Origin of the sequence: Acinetobacter sp. ANC 4805, assembly GCF_022549495.1 — a bacterium.
GTDB lineage: Bacteria > Pseudomonadota > Gammaproteobacteria > Pseudomonadales > Moraxellaceae > Acinetobacter.
This window is the reverse complement of the sequence record NZ_JAKZGD010000006.1, coordinates 65536-87122: the sequence shown is the minus strand read 5'-3', so window position 1 is coordinate 87122 and position 21587 is coordinate 65536. Positions and strand designations below refer to the sequence as shown.

At 37.9% G+C, this 21587-nt stretch carries 18 protein-coding genes and 1 pseudogene; 14 read left to right on the top strand and 5 right to left on the bottom strand.

Features of this window, described 5'->3' with window-relative positions:
- Window positions 1–483 precede the first annotated feature (483 nt).
- The 3 genes from MMP60_RS09585 to MMP60_RS09575 are packed head-to-tail and all read left to right on the top strand — an operon-like array spanning window position 484 to window position 5138.
- Complete coding sequence (locus tag MMP60_RS09585; protein WP_241336055.1) at window positions 484–3423, top strand: insulinase family protein; 2940 nt, start codon at window positions 484–486, stop codon at window positions 3421–3423.
- Window positions 3424–3446: 23 nt separating this feature from the next.
- A complete protein-coding gene (locus tag MMP60_RS09580) occupies window positions 3447–4610 on the top strand; it encodes a phospholipase A (RefSeq protein ID WP_241336054.1) in 1164 nt (387 codons plus the stop codon).
- Window positions 4611–5138 carry a cysteine peptidase family C39 domain-containing protein gene (locus MMP60_RS09575; protein ID WP_241336053.1) on the top strand — a complete coding sequence of 176 codons (528 nt, stop codon included), beginning with the start codon at window positions 4611–4613 and terminating at the stop codon, window positions 5136–5138.
- Here MMP60_RS09575 and MMP60_RS09570 read toward each other — a convergent pair.
- Complete coding sequence (locus MMP60_RS09570) at window positions 5126–6463, bottom strand: TrkH family potassium uptake protein (RefSeq protein WP_241336052.1); 1338 nt, start codon at window positions 6461–6463, stop codon at window positions 5126–5128. The two genes, MMP60_RS09575 and MMP60_RS09570, sit on opposite strands and share 13 nt — an antisense overlap.
- Before the next feature lies 1 nt (window position 6464).
- Window positions 6465–7115, bottom strand: coding sequence for a TrkA family potassium uptake protein (locus MMP60_RS09565; protein ID WP_241336051.1), 651 nt, complete (start codon window positions 7113–7115; stop codon window positions 6465–6467).
- Between the two features lie 334 nt (window positions 7116–7449).
- On the opposite strand from MMP60_RS09565, the gene MMP60_RS09560 reads away from it, so the two are divergent.
- Together MMP60_RS09560 and MMP60_RS09555 are read left to right on the top strand one after the other, a co-directional pair.
- Window positions 7450–8043, top strand: a complete 594-nt coding sequence (locus tag MMP60_RS09560; RefSeq protein ID WP_241336050.1) for a hypothetical protein — start codon at window positions 7450–7452, stop codon at window positions 8041–8043.
- The gene (locus tag MMP60_RS09555) at window positions 8044–8349 is read left to right on the top strand and encodes a hypothetical protein (RefSeq protein ID WP_241336049.1); all 306 of its coding nucleotides are present in this window, start codon (window positions 8044–8046) and stop codon (window positions 8347–8349) included. It abuts the gene before it with no gap.
- 277 nt (window positions 8350–8626) lie between these two features.
- On the opposite strand, the gene ilvA is transcribed toward MMP60_RS09555, so the two are convergent.
- Window positions 8627–10171 carry a threonine ammonia-lyase, biosynthetic gene (gene ilvA, locus MMP60_RS09550; protein WP_241336048.1) on the bottom strand — a complete coding sequence of 515 codons (1545 nt, stop codon included), beginning with the start codon at window positions 10169–10171 and terminating at the stop codon, window positions 8627–8629.
- 98 nt (window positions 10172–10269) lie between these two features.
- Here ilvA and rpiA point away from each other — a divergent pair, with 98 nt between their 5' ends.
- Both rpiA and MMP60_RS09540 read left to right on the top strand, forming a co-directional pair.
- On the top strand, window positions 10270–10941 hold the full coding sequence (gene rpiA / locus MMP60_RS09545; protein ID WP_241336047.1) for a ribose-5-phosphate isomerase RpiA: 672 nt from the start codon (window positions 10270–10272) through the stop codon (window positions 10939–10941).
- The gene (locus MMP60_RS09540) at window positions 10941–11630 is read left to right on the top strand and encodes a SprT family zinc-dependent metalloprotease (RefSeq protein WP_241336046.1); all 690 of its coding nucleotides are present in this window, start codon (window positions 10941–10943) and stop codon (window positions 11628–11630) included. Before rpiA ends, MMP60_RS09540 begins: the two co-directional genes overlap by 1 nt.
- Here MMP60_RS09540 and MMP60_RS09535 read toward each other — a convergent pair whose 3' ends face one another.
- On the bottom strand, window positions 11631–13169 hold the full coding sequence (locus MMP60_RS09535; RefSeq protein WP_241336045.1) for a hypothetical protein: 1539 nt from the start codon (window positions 13167–13169) through the stop codon (window positions 11631–11633).
- A gap of 352 nt (window positions 13170–13521) precedes the next feature.
- Between MMP60_RS09535 and argC the strand changes: the two genes are divergently transcribed.
- The 7 genes and pseudogenes from argC (at window position 13522) to MMP60_RS09500 (ending at window position 20654) form a co-directional block, all read left to right on the top strand.
- A complete protein-coding gene (argC, locus tag MMP60_RS09530) occupies window positions 13522–14571 on the top strand; it encodes an N-acetyl-gamma-glutamyl-phosphate reductase (protein ID WP_241336044.1) in 1050 nt (349 codons plus the stop codon).
- Window positions 14572–14646: 75 nt separating this feature from the next.
- Window positions 14647–15402: a DUF6776 family protein gene (locus tag MMP60_RS09525; protein ID WP_241336043.1), complete on the top strand. Its 756-nt coding sequence runs from the start codon at window positions 14647–14649 to the stop codon at window positions 15400–15402.
- Window positions 15403–15423: 21 nt separating this feature from the next.
- Window positions 15424–15840 carry an ATP-dependent Clp protease adapter ClpS gene (clpS, locus tag MMP60_RS09520; RefSeq protein ID WP_241336042.1) on the top strand — a complete coding sequence of 139 codons (417 nt, stop codon included), beginning with the start codon at window positions 15424–15426 and terminating at the stop codon, window positions 15838–15840.
- Window positions 15841–16138: 298 nt separating this feature from the next.
- Window positions 16139–16264 (top strand): annotated as a pseudogene (locus MMP60_RS09515) (hypothetical protein); the annotation flags it as partial.
- Window positions 16265–16386: 122 nt separating this feature from the next.
- Complete coding sequence (clpA, locus tag MMP60_RS09510) at window positions 16387–18672, top strand: ATP-dependent Clp protease ATP-binding subunit ClpA (protein WP_018679256.1); 2286 nt, start codon at window positions 16387–16389, stop codon at window positions 18670–18672.
- Window positions 18672–19034 carry a YnfA family protein gene (locus tag MMP60_RS09505; RefSeq protein ID WP_241336041.1) on the top strand — a complete coding sequence of 121 codons (363 nt, stop codon included), beginning with the start codon at window positions 18672–18674 and terminating at the stop codon, window positions 19032–19034. Before clpA ends, MMP60_RS09505 begins: the two co-directional genes overlap by 1 nt.
- 579 nt (window positions 19035–19613) lie before the next feature.
- The gene (locus MMP60_RS09500) at window positions 19614–20654 is read left to right on the top strand and encodes a 3-deoxy-7-phosphoheptulonate synthase (protein ID WP_241336040.1); all 1041 of its coding nucleotides are present in this window, start codon (window positions 19614–19616) and stop codon (window positions 20652–20654) included.
- A gap of 91 nt (window positions 20655–20745) precedes the next feature.
- Here MMP60_RS09500 and MMP60_RS09495 read toward each other — a convergent pair whose 3' ends face one another.
- Entirely contained in the window at window positions 20746–21534 is a 789-nt protein-coding gene (locus MMP60_RS09495; RefSeq protein WP_241336039.1) for an HAD-IIA family hydrolase, read from the bottom strand.
- Window positions 21535–21587 lie beyond the last annotated feature (53 nt).

Below are 21587 nucleotides of genomic sequence, written 5' to 3'. Positions count from 1 at the left end.
TTCTACATCGCTTAGTACAAGATTTCAAAATAGGTGAAAATTGTTTTAATCAGTTTGGTGAGGCTCTATTTATTGCCTATGAACAAAAGCATTTGATTGCAATTGGTGGGGTGAGTCGGGATTCATATCATGATTTACAGAAAAAAGCTGGTCGGTTATGCCGTTTTTATCTTTATCCTGATTATCATAGCAATAAATTAGGTTTCTATTTATTTGAATATATTTAACAATATGAAAAAATCTATTTTTGTGAGCTGCATTTTTTAGTGATATAAGCCATGCGGCTTGTTTTTATTGAAGCAATGATTGTGAGCCTATCGTGTTACTAAATGCTAATTTTTGAAAGATTTTGAGAAATCATCTTTGATTGCTCGCTGCATTTTCCTACAAAAACATAGTAATTTACATGGATATCCTCACGTATTCTTCGGTAGACTCTCTACCATCAATTGTAATTATTTAAATAGATAAATTGGAGATCACATGACGGTCGATGTTTCTGAAAGCATTACTCAAACGATTCACCCTGCGTTTCAGCTATTACGTCAACACCATGTAGAAGCACTCGATATTCAAGTTTCAGAATATAAGCACAAAATTACTGGTGCAGTTCACTATCATTTAGCTACGAACCATGATGAAAATGTGTTTTTAGTGGCTTTTAGAACGCAACCAATGGACTCAAAAGGCGCTGCACATATTTTAGAGCATACCGCTTTATGTGGTTCAGAAAAGTTTCCTGTACGTGATCCATTCTTTTTAATGATTCGTCGTTCACTGAATACCTTTATGAATGCGTTTACTGCAGCAGATTGGACGGCATATCCTTTCGCGACACAGAATAAAAAAGATTTTCAAAATTTATTATCTGTATATTTGGATGCTGCTTTTGCTGCAAATTTAAATCCTTTAGATTTTGCTCAAGAAGGCATCCGCATTGAGTTGGAAAATGATCAAGCGGTTTATAAAGGTGTCGTTTTCAATGAAATGAAAGGGGCAATGAGTTCACCGACAGATCAACTTTATCATCAGTTGGCGCATCATTTATTTCCTGAAACAACCTATCACTATAATTCGGGTGGTGATCCAAAAGACATTCCTGATTTAACATATGAACAACTGGTCGATTTCTATAAAGTTCATTATCACCCAAGTAATGCAGTCTTTATGACCTTTGGTAATCAAACTGCCTATGACCTACAAGAGCAGTTTGAAAAGCTCGCTTTGCATAAGTTTTCTCAGGGTACAACACTGTATTCAAAACCTGAAAAACGTCTACCAGCAGCGATTGAAGTCACTGAAAGCTATGCTGTAGATAGTGAAGAGCTTAAAGATAAAACCTATCATGTAATGTCATGGTTATTGCCTGAAACAAGCGATATTAAATTACGTTTAGGGATGCGTTTGGTTGAGGGAATCCTATTAGAAAATTCGGCTTCACCATTACGTCATTATTTAGAGACCTGTGGTTATGCACAATCAACTGGCCCATTGATGGGCGTTGATGATAGTAACTTTGAAATGACGTTCTATTGTGGTGTACAAGGTTCGAATGAAGAACATGCTGAAACATTTAAAAACGGTGTTTTAGATATTCTGAAAGAAGCAGCATCAAAACCAATTGATACTGATTTGGTCGATGCGATTTTGCATCAAATTGAATTGCATCAACGTGAAATCAACGGTGATGGTACGCCATATGGTTTAAGCCTTATTTTAAATGGTTTAGGCAGTGCCATTCACCATAATGATCCAATCCATGTCTGGGATGTGGATGCTGCGATTGAGCAAGTCAAAGAAGAACTGAAAGACCCAATGTGGTTGTCTAACTTGATTCAAATTCATTTGTTAGATAATCCACATCGTGTGCAAATGACTTTAGTGCCTGATGCAACTAAATCGGTCAAAGAGCAACAAGCTGAGCAAGCACGATTGGCTGAAATTACGGCGAATTTAACCGATGCTCAGAAAGTCGAAATTCAGGAAAAAACGGAAGCGCTAAAACAACGTCAAGATACACCTGATGATCTTGAGTTATTGCCGAAAGTTGGTTTGGAGGATGTACCTGCAGATTTACAAATTGTGCAAGGGCAACTTCGTGAAATTATTAGTAATGGTTTAGATACGCCTTTAAACCTTTACCATGCAGGTACGAACGGTATTTATTATCAACAAGTCTTGATTCAAATTCCTGATGAAATCGTACAATCACCTTACTTCAATTTACTTTCTATTTTGATGGGAGAGGTTGGCGCAGGAGAATATGATTACCTTGAACTACAGCAGATTCAAACTGCGGTGAGTGGTGGTCTAGGCATGGGGGCATCTTTACGCAGCAAAGTAGATAATAAAGATCGTATCAGTGCTTGGTTGACGTTGACGACTAAATCATTGACTCAAAAGTTAGATTCAATCCAATTGTTGAAACTTGCATTTGAACAGCTCCGTTTTGATGAAAAAGACCGTATCATCGAATTATTGCAGCAACGTAAAACACGTTGGCAGTCACGTTTGTCTGGTTCTGGGCATAGCTATGCGATGCAGGCTGCGTCACGTCAGATGAGTGCCTTAGCTCGCCGTGATTATCACAACACAGGTTTGGGTGCGTTGAATTGGTTGAGTGATCTTGTCAATAAGATTGACCAAGACGATGAAGCTTATCAAGCCTTGATTACGGAACTACAGGCGATTCATCGCAAGTTATTACAAGCACCTAAACAATTTTTGTTGGTCTGTGAAGAGCATCAATCGGATCGTTTAGTTGAAGAGATTCAAAACGTTTGGGATAAATTGGCTGTCGATAAGTCATCTGTAAGCTTAACCCAAGTTGAGCAAATCAATACAGAGAATGATGAAGCTTGGCTCATTCAGACGAATGTTCAATTCTGCTGCTCTGCTTATCAAGCTGTCGACGTTGCACATGCAGATGCAGCACCATTGATGGTATTGGCTGCATATCTGCGTAATGGTTTCTTACATAGCGCGATCCGTGAAAAGGGTGGTGCTTATGGTGGTGGGGCAAGCTACGATGGTAATGCTTGTTCATTCCGTTTCTATAGCTATCGTGACCCGCGTTTGCTTGAAACATTTAATGATTTTGAAGCAAGTGTGCAATGGTTATTTAATGTAGAACAGCAAGCTTACCAGCTTGAAGAAGCGATTTTAGGCTTGGTTGCAGGTATGGATAAACCTGGTTCACCTGCTGGAGAAGCGATTACTGCTTGTTATGCTTTATTGCATGCACGTACACCTAAATTCCGTAGAGTTTTACGTGAACGTTTATTGAATGTGAGTTTGGATGATTTAAAACGTGTTACAAAACAGTATCTACTGGAGCAAAAACCTGTGAAAGCAGTGGTTGCACCATTTGCAAAACGCGAAGAATTGCAGGCACTCGGATTTAGCATTCAACAAGCCAACTAAAATAGAACGGTGGGAGACTGTATATGACGTTCAAGTCTTTTGAGCATACTTATTTAGAACTAGGTGTGTTTAGCTTATTGAGTTCTTTAGGTATGTCATTTGCTCATGCTCAAACGATTGCACCAACGAACCCTGCGACAGTAGAGGCTTGTGTTGCATTGGCTTCAAATGCGGATCGTTTGGCTTGTTATGATAGTCTTTTTAAAGCACCAACAGTCATTCCACCACAAGTTCAAGCTGCTGAAGCTACTCCATTGGCTGCGCCGATAGAAATTAAGAACGAAATCGCACCGCCTGAAACACTACGCGAGAAAGTGGTTCAAAAGGTTAGTGATCTACATATTTTAGGTACTGCACCTAAATTTGATCCGAATGTTTCATTACTTGATCGCCGTTGGGAGCTTTCTGAAGAAAGTAAGCTTGGTTTATGGAATATCCGTGCCTATCAACCTGTTTATTTGCTACCTGCTTTTTGGACGAGTGATAAAAACGAGTTTCCAAGTAGCCCAAACCCGAATAACACTGTTACTGATAAGCAAAACCTAAGTTCTACAGAAGCCAAGTTTCAGATTTCTTTGAAAACAAAGGCTTTAGAGAATATTTTAGGCAATAATGGTGATGTGTGGTTGGGGTATACGCAGTCTTCTCATTGGCAAGTTTATAATGCTGAAGAGTCTCGACCATTCCGTGAGACCAACTACGAGCCTGAAGCAAGTCTGATGTTCAGAACCAACTATGAGATTTTAGGCTTAAATGCACGTCTGTTAGGTGTGACTTTAAATCATCAATCTAATGGTCGTTCTGATCCGTTATCACGGAGTTGGAACCGTGTGATTTTTAATCTAGGGTTTGAAAAAGACAATTTTGCGTTGATGTTACGCCCTTGGTATCGTGTCGAAGAAAGTGCCAAAAATGATAATAATCCTGATATTAAGGATTATATGGGGCGTGGAGACCTCACCGCATTTTACCGCCACGGTGATAATGATTTCTCTTTAATGTTACGTCATTCATTAAAAGGTGGCGATCGCTCGCATGGTGCTGTGCAATTTGATTGGGCATTTCCAATCAAAGGTAAGTTACGTGGACATTTACAACTCTTTGATGGTTATGGTGAGAGCCTGATTGATTATAACCATCGTGCAACTTACGCTGGTTTAGGCGTGTCTTTGATGAATTGGTATTAAATGAGTTTAAATATTCCAGAGCCATTGTTACAGCTTGAAGCAAATTGTGGCGTATTCGCAATTTGGTTGATCTTAAAGCAATATCAGACCCATATTGATATTGCTGACTTGATTCAGTTATGTCGCCATGACCAACAAGAGGGAACTTTTACCATAGCGTTAGCTGTTGCACTGAAAAAACTAGGCTTTGAAGTGTCATTGTATACTGACCCTGATCCGAATATTGATGAGAAAGAAAAGCAAAGTTATTTGGATGCACAAGGTCTTCAGATTCCAATTCAGGCTGCTTTGACTTATTCCGAGATTCAGCAGGCATTTGAAAATGGTCACTTTGTTATCGTGTTTTATGACACCTTACAGGGTGTGGGAAACCAATCTTTGATTTATTCAGTTGATGAACAAGAGATTAGTTTCTGTGATCACTTTGAAGCGATGTCTAAAACCGTATTTGAGCAACAACGCCAAGCCGATGGAATTTGTCGGCAGGTGATTGTGGTTGAGCAGCCTTTAGATAATTACCCAATTTGAATATTGGCATTGGCATGTTTTAAACGGCTCTTCTTTGGCGTAGCAATCAGATAGGCGAGTGTTAACGGCCCAAGTCGACCTGTATACATCAGTAAGCTTAGGACAAATAAACTACCATCATGTAGTTCGCCTGTTACACCTCGAGATAAACCAACCGTACATGCCGCAGAAACCACTTCAAACATCAGATCTAAGACATCCAGTTTAGGCTCCAAAAGAAAAAGGGTAAAGCAGCCGACAAAAATCAGCATGCCTGTAATTGCTGCGACGGCAAGTGCTTTATAGGTGGTTTCTTGGGAAATAGAGTGATTAAAGATGCGGATTTCTTCATTGCGCCGTAAAAAGGAAATGACGCAGAGCAGTAAAATGACAAATGTACCGACTTTAATACCGCCTGCGGTACTCAGTGAACCGCCACCAATAAACATCAATAGCATCGTGAGCAGTGTTGTACTGTGTTCCATTGCGCCTGTATCAATGGTGTTAAACCCAGATGAACGAGGTACAGTGGCTTGAAACCATGCATTCATAGCCTGTTCACCAGTACTCATTGCACCTAGCGTAAGTGGATTATTGGCTTCTAACAGCCAAATGAGAATAAAAGCAACGACGTTTAGAATTGCAATGGCACTGAGAATGAGTTTGCTATTCGGTGTTAGTTTGCTCCATCGTTTATTTTGTTTTATATCAATTAAAACAAGAAAGCCGATCCCACCTAAGGTGTAGAGCGTGCTAATAGTTAAACAGATTAAATAATGACCTTGAAAATTCATCAAACTGTTATTGAATAGCGAAAAACCTGCATTATTGAATGCAGAGATACTATAAAAAATCGAATAATACAGCCCACGGTCAAAGCCGTAGATCGGTATAAAAGATGTACTTAAGATAATGACGCCGATGAGTTCAAAAAAAAGTGTATAGATCACTACGCCTTTTGCCACAAAGGTAACTTTGGACAAGCTCGTTTGACCTAAGCTATCTTGCGCCATCATTTGTTGTTTGAGTCCAAGTTTAGGTGCTAGACTTAAGGCTGCCAAAATAGCGAAAGTCATAAAACCCAAACCACCTGTTTGGATTAATAACAGAATAATAACCTGTCCAAGATGGTTAAAAGACTCATTTAAATTCACTACAGATAAACCTGTAATGGTTACAGCCGATGTTGCTGTAAATAAGGCATCCATCCAGCTCAAATTGCCTTTATTGGCGATGGGGAGTTTGAGTAATAGTGTTCCAATGATAATAAAACTCAGAAACCCAATCGCTAATAAGGAGGGTGGACTTAAGTTAAAAATTTTTTGAGTATTTATTTTTATAGTCATTTTATACAAAACATCCTGAGAGCTTTCGGAGATGGCTGAGCGAGCCTTCTAAAATAAGCACATCGCCAGCCTGTAGAGTAAAATTCACATCGGTTTCATATAGAATTTGTTGATTGCGTTTAAGTAATAAAAGTTTGATATTGGGTTCTTGTTTTAAGATGCCTGATAAATTCACATGATTTAGCTTTTCTTGTACAGGAACTTTGACAATATAATGATCATCATCCAAAGCCATATAACGGCTGACCATTGGGTAGTTGAGTGCTTGAGCGACACGCACACCCATATCTTCTTCAGGATGAATAATCTTGCTGACGTTTAAATGGGAAAGGATGGTGTGGTGAGCTTTAGTTTTAGCTTTGACGAGGACTTTATCTACGCCCAAATTTTTTAAATTTAGGACACAGAGAATACTGGCTTCAATATCTTCGCCAATCGCAACCACAACCGCATCACAATTTTGGATGTTGAGTTCTTCTAATACATGTTCATCGGTTGCATCTGCAATCACAGCATGGGTAATGCGATCAGCTAAACTTTCTACGTTACGTTTGATGGTATCAATCCCAATCACATCATGATTAAGCTTGGTCAGTTCTAAGGCAACAGTTGCTCCAAAACTCCCTAAACCAATGACTGCAAACTGTGCCATAATAATCCTTAACTAAATGATAAAAATGTCTTTTTATTCATTCTAAGGTGGATCAATTGATTGGTTTGTAATGATTTTGTTTGAGTTGAAAAAAGTCAGATTTGTTATCGTTATGACAAAACAAAATTTACAAGGAATTTTGTTGGGAATTTAATTGCTTTGAGTAAATATTTTCTAGGTGTAAACATATAACCAGTTTGATATTCCACAGCAAAGCGTGGAACAAGACAATATTAGCACTGGGTTGAAATATGATTAGGGAGGAGGATAGTATAACCCAAGAAAAACGAATGCCTAATGAGTTTTTAGGGTGATTAAATTTTTGAGTTTATCTATGAATATTAAAGATAAGTCTTTAACAAGACTTAGGATTGAGCTAAAAAATGATGTGGTTAATATTTTAGGACCAAACTTAGAGTTGAATGAATGTGAAATTATTTCTAATTGTGAGGCAGAGGCAATTGCGATTGCTGGCATAAGAATGAATGGTGGGGTGTTTGAGCAGAATCGCAGTCTTGTAAATTTTCACTTTGAAAAAGCTCATTTTAATAATGTTTTATTTAAGGGTAATTATATAGGCTGTGATTTTGGTGATTGGGATCTGGAAGAAAGGTCATCAATTAGCAATTGTGATTTTTCACTTGCTTTACTTGATGGTTGTAGGTTCTTACGCTGTGATCCGAATTATATTCAATTTCCGAAGTGGCCCTGTTTTACAATTATTTCACCATGTGAGGCACGTCAATATGTGTTATCACGAAATTGGCCTGAAAAAATAGGTGTAATTCTTAGTATTTATACTGATACAGACCCAGAGTGTGTTGCAGTAACGGGCGATGCATCGAGAATAGCTAAGAAGAATAAAATTACATTATTAGAATTAAGAGAGCTTTTATTAAAGATTCCAAATATTCTAATAGTAGATTGATTGTCTCGTTCTACTATTGTGATGAAGCAAAGTAATAATATTGGAATTATGGTCATGGTAAGTGAAATGGAACAACTGCTTGGATTAGGTAATATTCAGGTTGAGAGGCTAATTCCTGGGCTGCAATATGTCGAGGGGAGAGAATATAGATATATTCTTAATAATTCTTCAGGTTTGTTTCCTGAATTTTTTAAAAAAGTTATTCGTTATGTTAATCCCCCTATAGCTCAAAATGGTGGTGTAGTTGTTGAAGGATGTGAAATAGTGATTCCTAGTGGGGGAACATTTTCAGGCTATTTCTTATAAAGGTGACTTGGATGGGTGGCGTAAACAAGTTGAATTTGGAGTGTCTGCATTAGGTAGTTCTATAGCTTATCTTAATGGAGAATCAATCGTGCTTATTGATGGTCGTTGTTTTAAGCTTGTAGATTGTCAGATTAGTTTTTTTAAGTAAGTTGACTATACTTCGTTCATTGTATAGTAGGAAGTCAAACGGATTTATTTGCTAATGCCATACAGGATCAAAATCATATTTTGATAAAAATAGAGCCGACATAAAGTCGGCTATTATTGTCTTGATTGATTATTTAAGGAAACGCTTATATCCAATATTGTTGCTGATTTCAGCATATGGATAAGTAATTTTCTCTAAAGTTTCGACTAAACCATCAGGATTTTGTTTGGCATCAGTCGCCTGTAAACCTACAAGGACACGACCTTCTGCTGCGCCGTGGTTACGATAATGGAACAGGGTAATATTATGCGTTGGACCTAGACGTTCCAAGAAAGTCAGTAATGCACCTGGACGCTCTGGAAATTCAACACGGAATAAACGTTCATTTTCAAGGTTAGCATGACCACCAATCAAATAACGAATATGCAGTTTTGCAACTTCATCATCCGATAAATCATCGACATCATATTGTTGCTTGAGTAATTCATGGATTTCGTGACGTTCAACTTCACCACCTTTCAAACTAATCCCAACAAATACTTGAGCTTGACTATCATCACTGGCACGATAGTTAAACTCAGTAATATTACGGCCTTGTAGAGCGCGGCAGAAATTAAGAAATGCGCCTTTTTGCTCAGGAATTGTCACTGCATAGATTGCTTCTTTACGTTCACCTAATTCAGTACGTTCAGCAATATAACGGAGACGATCAAAGTTCATGTTTGCACCGCAAACAATTGAAACCATGTTCTTTCCAGTGAGCTGGTGCTCGGTAACGTATTTTTTGATACCAGCCAAAGCCATCGCACCTGATGGTTCAACGATACTGCGATTTTCATCATAGGTATCTTTGATTGCGGCACAGATTTCATCGGTATTGACTGTAACAATTGTTGGGTCAACAATTGGACCAGAATTATCTGATTTAGATAAACGTACCATTTCAAAAGGCAATTCACCAATTTGAGCAACGGCTGTACCATCAGCAAATAAACCCACATGTGGCAAAATCACACGTTCATTTGATTCAAGTGCTGCTTTTAAGCAAGCTGACTCTTCATATTCAACACCAATGACTTTGACGTGTGGCGCAACTTCACCTAAATAAGCTGCAACACCAGCAATCAAACCACCGCCGCCAACAGCAACAAAAACATATTCCACATCACGCCATTGACGTAATAATTCATTCGCAATTGTGCCTTGCCCAGCAATCACGAGTTCATCGTCATAAGGTGGGATAAAAACTAATCCTTCATTTTCAGCACGTTGTTTTGCATATTTATTGGCAACATCAAAACTATCGCCGTGTAAAACAACCTGTCCACCTAAGTTTTTAACCGCTTGTACTTTGATGTCAGGTGTTGTGCTTGGCATGACGATAATGGCTGGAATGCCTAATCTTTTTCCAGATAAAGCAACACCTTGTGCATGGTTACCCGCAGATGCACAAATCACACCTCGATCGAGTTGATCTTTAGGGAGTTGACTAATACGGTTATAAGCACCACGTAGCTTAAAAGAGAAGACAGGTTGTAAATCTTCGCGTTTAAATCGAATGTTGTTATTAATTTTTTGACTAATTCGGGGAGCTGCTTCAAGCGGTGTTTCAATCGCAACATCATAAACCGTTGCTTGTAAAATTTGTCGTACCACACGAGACAGCATGTTCATCTTCCGTATAACAGTTTAAAATAGGCGATCATTGTAGCAAACCCCTGTGCATTTGCGCTGTTTTCTTGCAGCAAATGTCAAAATAGTTGAGTGAAGTCATGAGTCTATATGCAACCCAAGATGAGAAAAAACAAGCTGCGGCAAAAGCAGCTTTGAAACATTTGCCTAAAGGCGGCATTTTGGGCGTAGGAACAGGAAGTACTGTTAATTTTTTAATTGATTTATTGCCAGAATTACAACTAGAGGCAGCAGTCGCAAGCTCTACAGCTACGGCTGAACGTCTTAAAAAATTAGGTATCGAAGTTGTTGATATGAACTCAGTTGGTAGTTTAGATGCCTATGTCGATGGTGCAGATGAGATTGATCGCCATATGCATATGATCAAAGGTGGTGGTGCAGCATTGACACGTGAAAAAATTGTTGCCTCAATTGCCAAAAAATTTGTATGTATCGTGGATGATTCGAAATGGGTAGAGCAATTAGGGCGTGATTTTCCACTTCCGATTGAAGTGATTCCAATGGCACGTTCTGCCGTTGCACGTAAGATTGTTGCTTTAGGCGGTGATCCAGTTTATCGCGAAGGCGTTGTGACAGATAACGGTAATGTTATTTTGGATGTATTTAACTTAAATATTTTGAATGCACTTGAGTTGGAAAAAACCATTAACAATATTCCAGGTGTTGTGACTAATGGTATTTTTGCTTTAAATGCTGCAAGTATTGCGATTGTTGCAACCAATAATGGTATCGAAGAACGTACAGCGCAATAATGCAAGCAGTTTCATTGGAAACACTATTGCCTGAAATTAAAGTGGTGCGACATGCAAGGGCGAGAAATTTGCGTTTGCGTGTCGAGCCAACAGGTATTCGTTTAACAGTGCCTTTATCCTGTAGTAAACGACAAATTCAGCAATTTTTAAATCAATCCGAACAGTGGTTGCTAGAGACATGGAATAAACAACAAAATCAATTCCCCCAAACAATCGTTCTTCCTGAACAATTATTACTTTTTAATCATTCTCAGCCATTCCAAATTGTTCAGCAACAGCAACGTTATATTTTTAAATTTAATTGGGATCAGCATATTCTATTTATTCGGAATGAATCTCCTGAAGCAGCATTACAAGCGGCTGTATTGGGATATGCGAAACAGTTTTTACCAGAATATTTAGATTTGGTGAGTCGGCAGACAGGTCTAGGATATGGTGAATGCGCAATTAGAAAGCCAAAGACACGTTGGGGAAGTTGTAGTTCAAAACATGACATTATGCTCAATGCTGCATTGGTGTTCATGCCAATACAGAGTGTTCGAGCTGTTTGTATCCATGAATTAGCACATACCAAACATTTTGATCATAGTGCTGCATTTTGGAATGAAGTGGCGAAATATGATGAAAACTATCAGGAACATCGCAGACAATTAAAAAGTTTTCAATTGCCTGCGTGGTGGTATATCTAATTAAATAAAGCTACATTCTAATTCCGTGGTTTGTAGCTGATCAGGAGCTTTACGTGTATCTAGACCAGCGCTTGCGCTGAGGACTTGATGACCATTTAGTTTTATCTGGATGAACTTGTATTTTTGTAAGCTAAAGTCTACATCGGTCGAACTACTATTTAATAAGTAATCTTGACCAGTTTGATTTACAAGCATTAAATTATCAGTACTGTCTCCATCCAATTTAGATGTAAAGATTTGCGTCCCTTTGCGTAGTTCTAAAACACCATTGGCTCTAATGTTGAGTTGGCAATTGTTGATTTTATCTTCGTAATGTCCAATTAAATATTCAATAGAAGGTAAGTTGGCATTAAAAGTACTATTAATTCCTGTGACACCTGATTGACATAGGTAGGTCGAACCGAGACATGTTGATGTATTGCTATTTACGGCGAATCCTACAGCACGTCGGTAATCACCAGCACCACCAATTCTAAAATTATCAAGGACTTCAATTTTAGGATCTGTTCCAGAATACGCTTTTTGCTCAAGTAGCATATATCCAGACGGATTTGCATTTGGTTGGTCATAGTTGTTTGCAAGTTTTAATACTGCACTTTTTAACAGCGTTGCATATTGATCTCTAATATTTTTCTGATTTGCTGCAATATTAATCAGCGTATTTTTATTTGGATCGGTATTGTCAGGTGATTGAGTGATTAATGAAACAAGTGGTGTTGCATCACCACGGATTTTTTTTGCGTCTAGATAACCATCTTTTAAATCAATCGCAAGATTTTTAGTGAATCCAACAAATGCATTGTCATCTGGATAAGCGGTTGCCCATTGTTGGATGTAACCAAAATTTAGATAAGTATTAATATATCGATTAAAATTGCTTGGTGTCAGGTTATTTGATTTAAATATTGAAAGTATTGTGCTTGGGGATAGATTTGGTAGGTCTACATTAGAGAAACCATTTAACAGGGCTACATTTACATCACTTGTTGCAAGTTTGAGTTGTAGCGCACTGATTTGAGTCGAATCTGGGGTATCGGTTGGAAGCTGACCAGATCGGATGATTGCACGTTGGTAGGCTGCTTCTGAATTTGGTGTGATAAAGATTGGTTGAGTTAAATTACTGGTATTTACTTCAACTAAAGCATTAAATGTTAAAGAAAAGCTCTTATATTGACCACTCAAAAAATCATAAATGAGTGAATTTGGTGTGGTAGAGATTTCAATTCTGTATAAGTGCTCTGTATTCAGAACTTTCGGCAATGTAATGTTCAGATTTGAAGTTGTACTCACATTTTGTTCGATCACTAAGCTATTATCAAAATTGTCAATCACTTTGACTACGACATCGCGCATTTCAACAGGGACTTTGATATCGAGGTTTTTAGGTTTCGGTGTGATTACTTCTGGCGGAGTGGGCTCATATCGGGCTTCACTTTCACCACTTCCACAACCAACTAAAAAAGCTGAACTAAGCAAAAGAGTGCTTACGCCTAAGCAGATATATTGGTTTGACCTTTGTTTTGATCTCAAAGAAGGCATTCCTGCTCTCCAAAATTTAGCATCCATGAAATTTATTTTATTACCGCATGGTTTTTATTCTATGCGAATACTTAGAGGATTCAATAGTATTTCTTGACCAGTGGTAAAATCCAGTTTGAAAGAACTTTTACACTGTTTTTAACTGAATGGCGAACAATAAAGTTAAAACAAATCTTTAAATCTACATTTTTGTTTTTTTTATTTTTAATTTTTTACATACTTTACTTTGATTGCGAACAATATTTTCATTTAAACCATAGAGAAATGCTATATAACTTATAGGGTTATGGATTGTGAAAATCCCCTCAAACTGCCATACTACGCACACTATTTATAGTTTGAGGTAGAGCACGTGATTTCTGTTGGCATCGTTGGTGGAACTGGATATACAGGCGTTGAATTATTGCGTCTTTTATTAAGACATCCACAAGCCCAAGTACGTGTTTTAACATCTCGAACTGAAGCAGGCAAACGTGTTTCAGATATGTTCCCAAGTTTACGAGGACATACTGATCTTGAGTTTTCTGATCTTGATTTGGATGCTCTTAAGCAATGTGATGTTGTATTCTTTGCGACACCGCACGGTGTAGCGATGCAACATGCCGAAGAATTGATTACTGCTGGTACAAAAGTGATTGACCTTGCCGCAGACTTTCGTTTACAGAATCTTACTGAATTTGAAAAATGGTATGGTATGCAGCATAGCTGCCCAAGTGTACTAGCTGATTCTGTTTATGGTTTGACTGAGTTAAATCGTGACAAAATTAAAAATGCACAAGTGATTGGTAATCCAGGTTGCTATCCAACAACCGTGCAATTGGGCTTAGCGCCGTTATTGAAAGATCAAAATAATTTAATCAATACGCAAAGTATTATTATTGACGCTAAATCAGGCGTATCTGGTGCTGGTCGTAAAGCTAGTTTAGGTATGATTTACAGCGAAAATGCCGACAATTTTAAGGCTTATGGTGTTGCAGGACATCGTCACCATCCAGAAATTATTGAAGCCTTGGAAAATATTTCAGGTGAAAAAGGTCAGTTTAGTCAACTGATTTTTGTTCCGCATCTTGTTCCGATGATCCGTGGCATGTTGAGTACGATCTATGTTGATTTGACCGAACAAGCTCAGCAAATCAATTTACAAGCATTGTATGAAAGCTTCTATAAAAATGAACGCTTTGTCGATGTAATGCCTGCAAATAGCTCTCCTGAAACGCGTAGTGTACGTGGTGCAAATGAACTGCGTATCGCTTTATATCAACCACAACCGAATAAATTGATTGTGTTGGTTGCACAGGATAATTTGGTTAAAGGTGCAGCAGGTCAAGCGATTCAAAATATGAATTTGATGTTCAATTTTGATGAGGCTGCTGGCTTGGAAGGTATTGGTTTATTACCATAAAAAACGCTTTTATACTTCACACACATTTAAATTTGGATTTAAATGTGTGTTTTGATGTAAATCATAACGATAGAGATGATGATGGAAAACGCTGAACCGACTATTTCTCCAGAAAGTTCCGTTAACAAGAATAAATTCCTCAAAACGAATTTACCTTTAGTGATTGCTGCTACCTTGCTGGTTGGCAGTAGTTTTCTTTTGGGATATACGGTTGGACATCGCCAAGGTCTAACGGTTGTTGGTTATGATGCAGATGCAGAGCAACTTGTTGAGGTGGTACAAAAACAAAAAGTTGCTTTAGATACAGTCAGTAAAAGTTTAAATGCTGTCATTCAAGAACGGGACATGGCTGTAGGTAATGCGGATGAATTATTTAAAGGCATTAATCAAGCAAATGCAGATAAAGTTCAATTTGAAAGCATGAATGCAATTTATCGTGAAATTTTAAGACAACGTGGTGGTGTTAGCCTAACGGTACAAAATTTAGCGATTAAATCATTACCAGAGAATGCTTTTGAATATCAGCTTGATTTAGTTCAAGTGAGTCCAAACAAACGCCGTGCAGTCGGTACTGTTGAGCTACGTTTAATTAAAGATACTGAAGTTTTAGATGTGCCTTTAGAAGACAAAAATTTTAATTTCGATGATTTTGAGCGTTTGACTGGGCGTTGGACAATGCCGAAAGGTTTCACACCTCAATTTATTGAAGTTCGTTTGTCTGGTTCAGGTACACCTGTGATTAAGCGGTTCAGTTGGCAACGTGGTCAAGCAGTTGATGTGAGTTCTGCTTTTGTATCTGAAATTCCTCAAGCTGAAGCAAGCGCTCAATAGCCTCTATAGTAAGAACCCCATATGCGAAGATATAAACGTCAAATGAATTTAAGTGAAGTGAAAAATGCCTTTCATCAATCTGGATATGTCGATTGGCACTTAAATCCACGTTTAAGTGATTCGCAGCAAGATGATCATGATGGCGAGGTGGTTGTACAAACAGCACCACCAGAGTTGAAGCGCCCATCTTTATATGCTGTTGTTTTACTGAATGATGATTACACACCTATGGACTTTGTTATTGAGGTCCTACAACAATATTTTTCCATGAATTTAGATCAAGCAAGTCAAGTGATGTTAACGGTTCACTATGAAGGCAAGGGAACAGCTGGCATATATCCACGTGATATTGCTGAGACTAAAGCTAATCAAGTGAATAACTATGCTCGTTCGCAAGGTCATCCTTTGTTATGTCAGATCGAACCTGAGCAGCGTTAAAAAAAGCAACGCTTTTTAGCTGCGCAAGACGAGGGTTATACCCGAGTGGTAGAGGATAAACAAAGCAACGCTTTGTCCGAGCGCAAGACCTTGCGCCATGATATAGCTCATATGCTGTGAGTGAAGGCATTAAAAAAGCAACGCACTTGTGGAATTTCATTCCTCATGCGCAAGACCTTAGTGGTAGAGGTAAAAGCAACGTTTGTTCAAATGTAAGATGAACAACTATGCTGTGAATGATGAAAGAGAGGTCGGTATTATCCGAGTGAATCGAGATAAATAAATATATTCACTTGGATTTGCTTTCTTTTTGATCAATTGAGTGGATCATATTCTCTTTGTAATTGAATTTTTACAACAATACGTTGTTTTGAATCTTGACCAAGATACTCAACTAATGCTAACTGTAGATTATGAAGCAAAGCGTTGTTGTAAACGTATACTAGATAACGCTTACATCACCCTAGGCAAACAAAGTTAATAACTAGCTCTACTGCTAAAATGGTCATCATTTTTCAAAGAGAGCACACAATATAAGGGGGTTACATGCTCAGTCGTCAATTAGAAGTATCGTTACGTTTGGCTGTTAGCATGGCTCGTCAAAAGAGACATGAGTTTCTGACAGTTGAGCATTTGTTGCTTGCCTTACTTGATAATGATTCAGCTGTAAATGCACTAAAAGCATGTGGTGCTGATATCGTTACTTTGCGTAAAGAATTAGAGGAATATGTAGAGCAACATACCCCAAAACTTGGTGATAATAGTGAACAAGCACCACATCCAACCGAAAGTTTTGATCGAATCTTGCAACGTGCAATTTTCCATGTTCAATCAAGTGGTGGGGATCGCACAGTTGAAGGTGCTGATGTTTTAGTTGCAATGTATTCTGAGCGAGATTCTTTCGCAGTTTATTTGCTTAAACGCCATCAAATTAATCGTTTGACCTTAACTCAATACTTATCTCATGGCACACGAAAAGATGAGATTCAAGTTGAAGAGGAGGTTGAAGATATCGAAGGTGAAAATGCGGCTTCAGCAAATGCAGGCCCATTGGAACAATATACGCTTAACTTAAATATTGAAGCACAAAAAGGCAAAACAGATCCTTTAATTGGACGTGAGAAAGAGATTGAGCGTGCGGCGCAGATATTATGCCGTCGCCGTAAAAATAATCCACTGTTAGTAGGTGATCCTGGTGTAGGTAAAACCTCGATTGCTGAAGGTTTGGCGTGGTTGATCGTCAATGGTAAAGCACCGAAACCACTTGCAAATGCTGAAGTCTATAGCTTGGACATTGGTGCATTGGTTGCTGGTACAAAATATCGTGGTGATTTTGAAAAGCGTTTAAAACAATTGTTGAATGCTTTGAAAAAGAATCCAAATGCAATTCTATTCATTGATGAAATTCATATGATTATTGGTGCTGGCTCAAGTATGGGCAGTACAATGGATGCATCGAATTTGATTAAACCAGCTCTAGCAAACGGTAGTCTACGCTGCATTGGTTCGACAACATTCCAAGAATACCGTCAAGTGTTTGAAAAAGACCATGCTTTATCACGCCGTTTCCAAAAAATTGATGTCAATGAACCAAGTATTGGTGAAACAATTGATATTTTACGTGGCTTGAAAAGCAAGTTTGAAGATTTTCACCATGTTGAATACGATGATAAAGCTTTAGTTGCTGCTGTAGAGTTATCAGCGAAATTTATTAATGATCGCTTTTTACCAGACAAAGCAATTGATGTGATTGATGAGGCGGGTGCGCAACGCCGTCTTAAAGCTGAAGTCGATGGTACAACGATTTCAGTTGAAAACATTGAAGATATTGTCTCTAAGATCGCACGTATCCCACCAAAAACGGTGTCTAAAGATGATAAGAGCGTACTTGAGAATTTAGAACGTGATTTGAAACGAGTAGTATTTGGTCAAGATGAGGCGATTACTGCATTAGCATCAGCAATCAAGCTATCTCGTGCAGGTTTAAAAGCACCAGATAAACCAGTGGGTAGTTTTGTATTTGCGGGTCCAACAGGTGTAGGTAAAACTGAAGTCACTAAGCAACTTGCTAAGTTGTTAGGTGTGGAATTGGTTCGCTTTGATATGTCAGAGTATATGGAGCGCCATGCGGTTTCACGTTTGATTGGTGCGCCTCCTGGTTATGTTGGGTATGATCAAGGTGGTTTGCTTACCGATGCGATTCATAAAAATCCGCATTGTGTCTTATTGCTAGATGAAATTGAAAAAGCCCATCCAGATGTATTCAACTTGTTATTACAAGTGATGGATCATGGTGCTTTAACTGACAACAATGGTCGCAAGTCTGATTTCAGAAATGTGATTATTGTTCTCACCACAAATATTGGTGCAGAAAGTATTGTGCGTGCGAGTATTGGTTTCACAGAACAAGATCATAGTGCAGACAATCAGGATGCAATGAAACGTGCATTCTCGCCTGAATTCCGTAACCGTTTAGATGGTGTGATTCAATTTAAGTCTTTACCAACCACGATTATTGAATCTGTTGTTGATAAATTCTTAACAGAGCTTCAAGCACAATTAGATGATAAGCAAGTGATGCTTGAGGTTGATCAAAGCGCGCGTGATTGGTTATCAACGAATGGTTATGACCGTCTCATGGGTGCACGTCCAATGCAACGTTTGATTCAAGAGCATTTGAAAAAACCGCTTGCTGAAATGATTCTGTTTGGTGAGCTTGCTGAACATGGCGGTAATGTTGCGGTTTCTGTGAAAACAGAAAATGGCAAAGAAGTTGGTCTAAAATTGGAAGTCTTTGAAGACCATATTAATCCGAGTGCTGAACCTGCTTAATGTTTGAATTGTCTTTCTCGATAACCCAAGTACTTAAAGTATTTGGGTTATTTTTCATCACAGCAATTGCTGAAATCTTGGGTTGTTATTTTCCTTATCTGATTTTAAATCAGGGAAAATCAAATTGGCTTTGGATACCGACTGCTTTAAGTTTAGCTATTTTTGTGTGGCTATTGACGTTGCATCCAGTTGCGTCAGGTCGTATTTATGCGGCATATGGTGGCATCTATATTTTCACAGCATTGATGTGGTTACGCTATGTTGATCAAGTGGCATTAACTCGTTGGGATGTATTGGGTGGTGCAGTTGTTTTATGTGGAGCAGCAATGATTATTTTACAGCCTCAAGGTTTGGTGCGTTAATTGTTATCTTAAAGAAAATAGAGTTTTTTTGCGTAGTATTGATTCTAAACGATATTGCTATTTAGTTGGAATCATTAAGAATATCTGATGATATGCTCAATGCGGCAATAGGTTTGTGATTCGTAAATATGTGCTTAATCAGTTAAGGTTCTAATTGCTTGAATTCTAAATTAACTCAGCGTGAAATATTCCGATTAAAAAAGATAAAAAACACTTGTCAAATGCTGAAATAGTGCGTACTTTAATAGTTAGAAACAGTTTTTAGATATTTGAAATAAACATGTTAAAGCATACTGTAAACACAAACGCATATTTTTATTTTTGGCACTATTGACAGTTGCCTGATGCGTTTCGGGCAGCGGAAAAGTTGCCCAACCAGTTAATACCTGATCGGCAACACCGATCAGGTTTTTTTATGCTTTAACCTTTATCATTTTAGGAGAAATACCATGTTTACATTCAACTTTTCATATTTTAGCAAGACTTCTTGGTTTTACTTTGCAAAGAAATCAACATCGCTTAGATCACACTTGCTCAAATAAATATTCGGACTGGAGGACAGTCCAAAGGAAATGAATAATGAATGCTTTAAACACTGCTTTGACACAATCACAAACTTATTCAAAAGAATTAATGCTTAGCTTGCCATCACAACTCAAAGCACAGTATCCGTTGTCTGCAACTTTGGCGCAGCAAATTTTAAAACATCGTCAAACGATTCAAAATATTTTATCAGGACAAGATCATCGTCTAATGGTGATTACTGGTCCTTGCTCGATTCATGATCCTATTGCAGTTCTAGAATATGCTGATCGTCTACAACAACTACAAGAACAAGTTAAAGATCAGATTTTTCTTGTCATGCGTGCCTATATTGAGAAACCACGTACGACTGTGGGCTGGAAAGGTTTTTTATATGACCCAAATTTAGATGGATCATCTGATTTACAACTTGGTTTAGAAAAATCTCGTGAACTTTATATTCAGTTAATTGAAAAAGGCTTGCCAATTGCAAGTGAGATTTTAAGCCCAATGGCAACAGGTTATTTTGATGATTTATTAGCTTGGGGTGCAATTGGTGCGCGTACCAGTGAATCACAAATTCATCGTGAAATTTCGAGCCATATGCCATACAGCATTGGCTTTAAGAATGGTACAGATGGTTCGATTCAAATTGCTTTAGATGCGATTCAATCTGCGCTTCATGGTCATCAATTTTTAGGCATGACACAACAAGGCTTACCTGCAATTTTGCATAGTGATGGTAATCCATTACCGCATTTAATTTTACGTGGCTCAAATCATGGTACGAACTATGATTTGGCTTCAGTTCAAGCCATGCACTTCAGACATAAGCATTTGCCTGCATTGGTGATTGACTGTAGTCATGGGAATAGTGGCAAAGATCCATTGCAGCAACCACATGTTTTAAAGCAAATCGTTGCGGAGCGTGCTGAGTCAAAAGTACGTGGTGTAATGATTGAGAGTCACTTAGTGGATGGGAATCAAAAGATTTCTTGTGATATGACTTATGGTCAGTCAGTGACAGATGGTTGTTTAGGTTGGGATAAAACTGAACAAGTATTATTGGATATGGCTGAGCAGATGAGAACGCACTAAAACTATAGATAAATCAGCCAATTTATAAATTAGATTGGCTGATTTATCATTTTAAAATGATAGTTTTTGACGTTTTCTCGTCGATGCTACTTTATTCATCTATATCTAGAATGTTGATAATGCCACGAATATTATGGAGATGATGTTCTGGCGTGATGTGATATTCAATTAAATGTTCAGGTTTAAATTTTCCAGTTGCGACTAAATATCCTATTAAGCCTGAGTTATGTGCACCTTGTATATCGGTCAATACATCATCGCCAATAACGATGACTTCATTTTTATTTAACCCCATAGAAGTAACTGCACTTTCGAACATTTCAGAAGCAGGTTTTCCTGTGACGAAGGCTTTTTTACCAGTCGCTTTTTCTAATGCAAAAGTAAAAGCACCACTATCTAACCAAGTTCTTTCTTCACGAAAAAAATAAAGATTGCTGTGAAAAGTGATCAACTGAGCTCCAGCTCTTACATAGTTAAAAACCTGATTCAAAACAGCATAGTCAAAAGCTTCGTCTAAATCACCCAGTACAACAAAGTCAGGGTTGTCTTTGGTTTGTTTTATCATGGAAAACTGAGGTGTTATTGTTTCTGGAATCGCTAAAAAACCTGATTTTTTAGGATAGTTTTTGTTGATAAATTTGATGCATGCACTAACTGAAGTTACAATTTCATCATCTTGGAGATTAAAGTTCAAAACTCTTAATGATGAGCCTAATTGCTCGGATGTTCTTGTGGTGGTATTGGTAACAAAGCGCAATAATATGCCTGCTTTGCGAAGGATATTGATTGTTTCAATTGCACCCAAAAGAGCTTGACCGTTTAAAATTAATGTTCCATCGATATCGAAGATGATGCCTTTTATTTTGTGATTTTTATTCATAAAAATGTTCTTACATATTATTGATAGAAAAGTATAAGTTATAGAATGTTAAA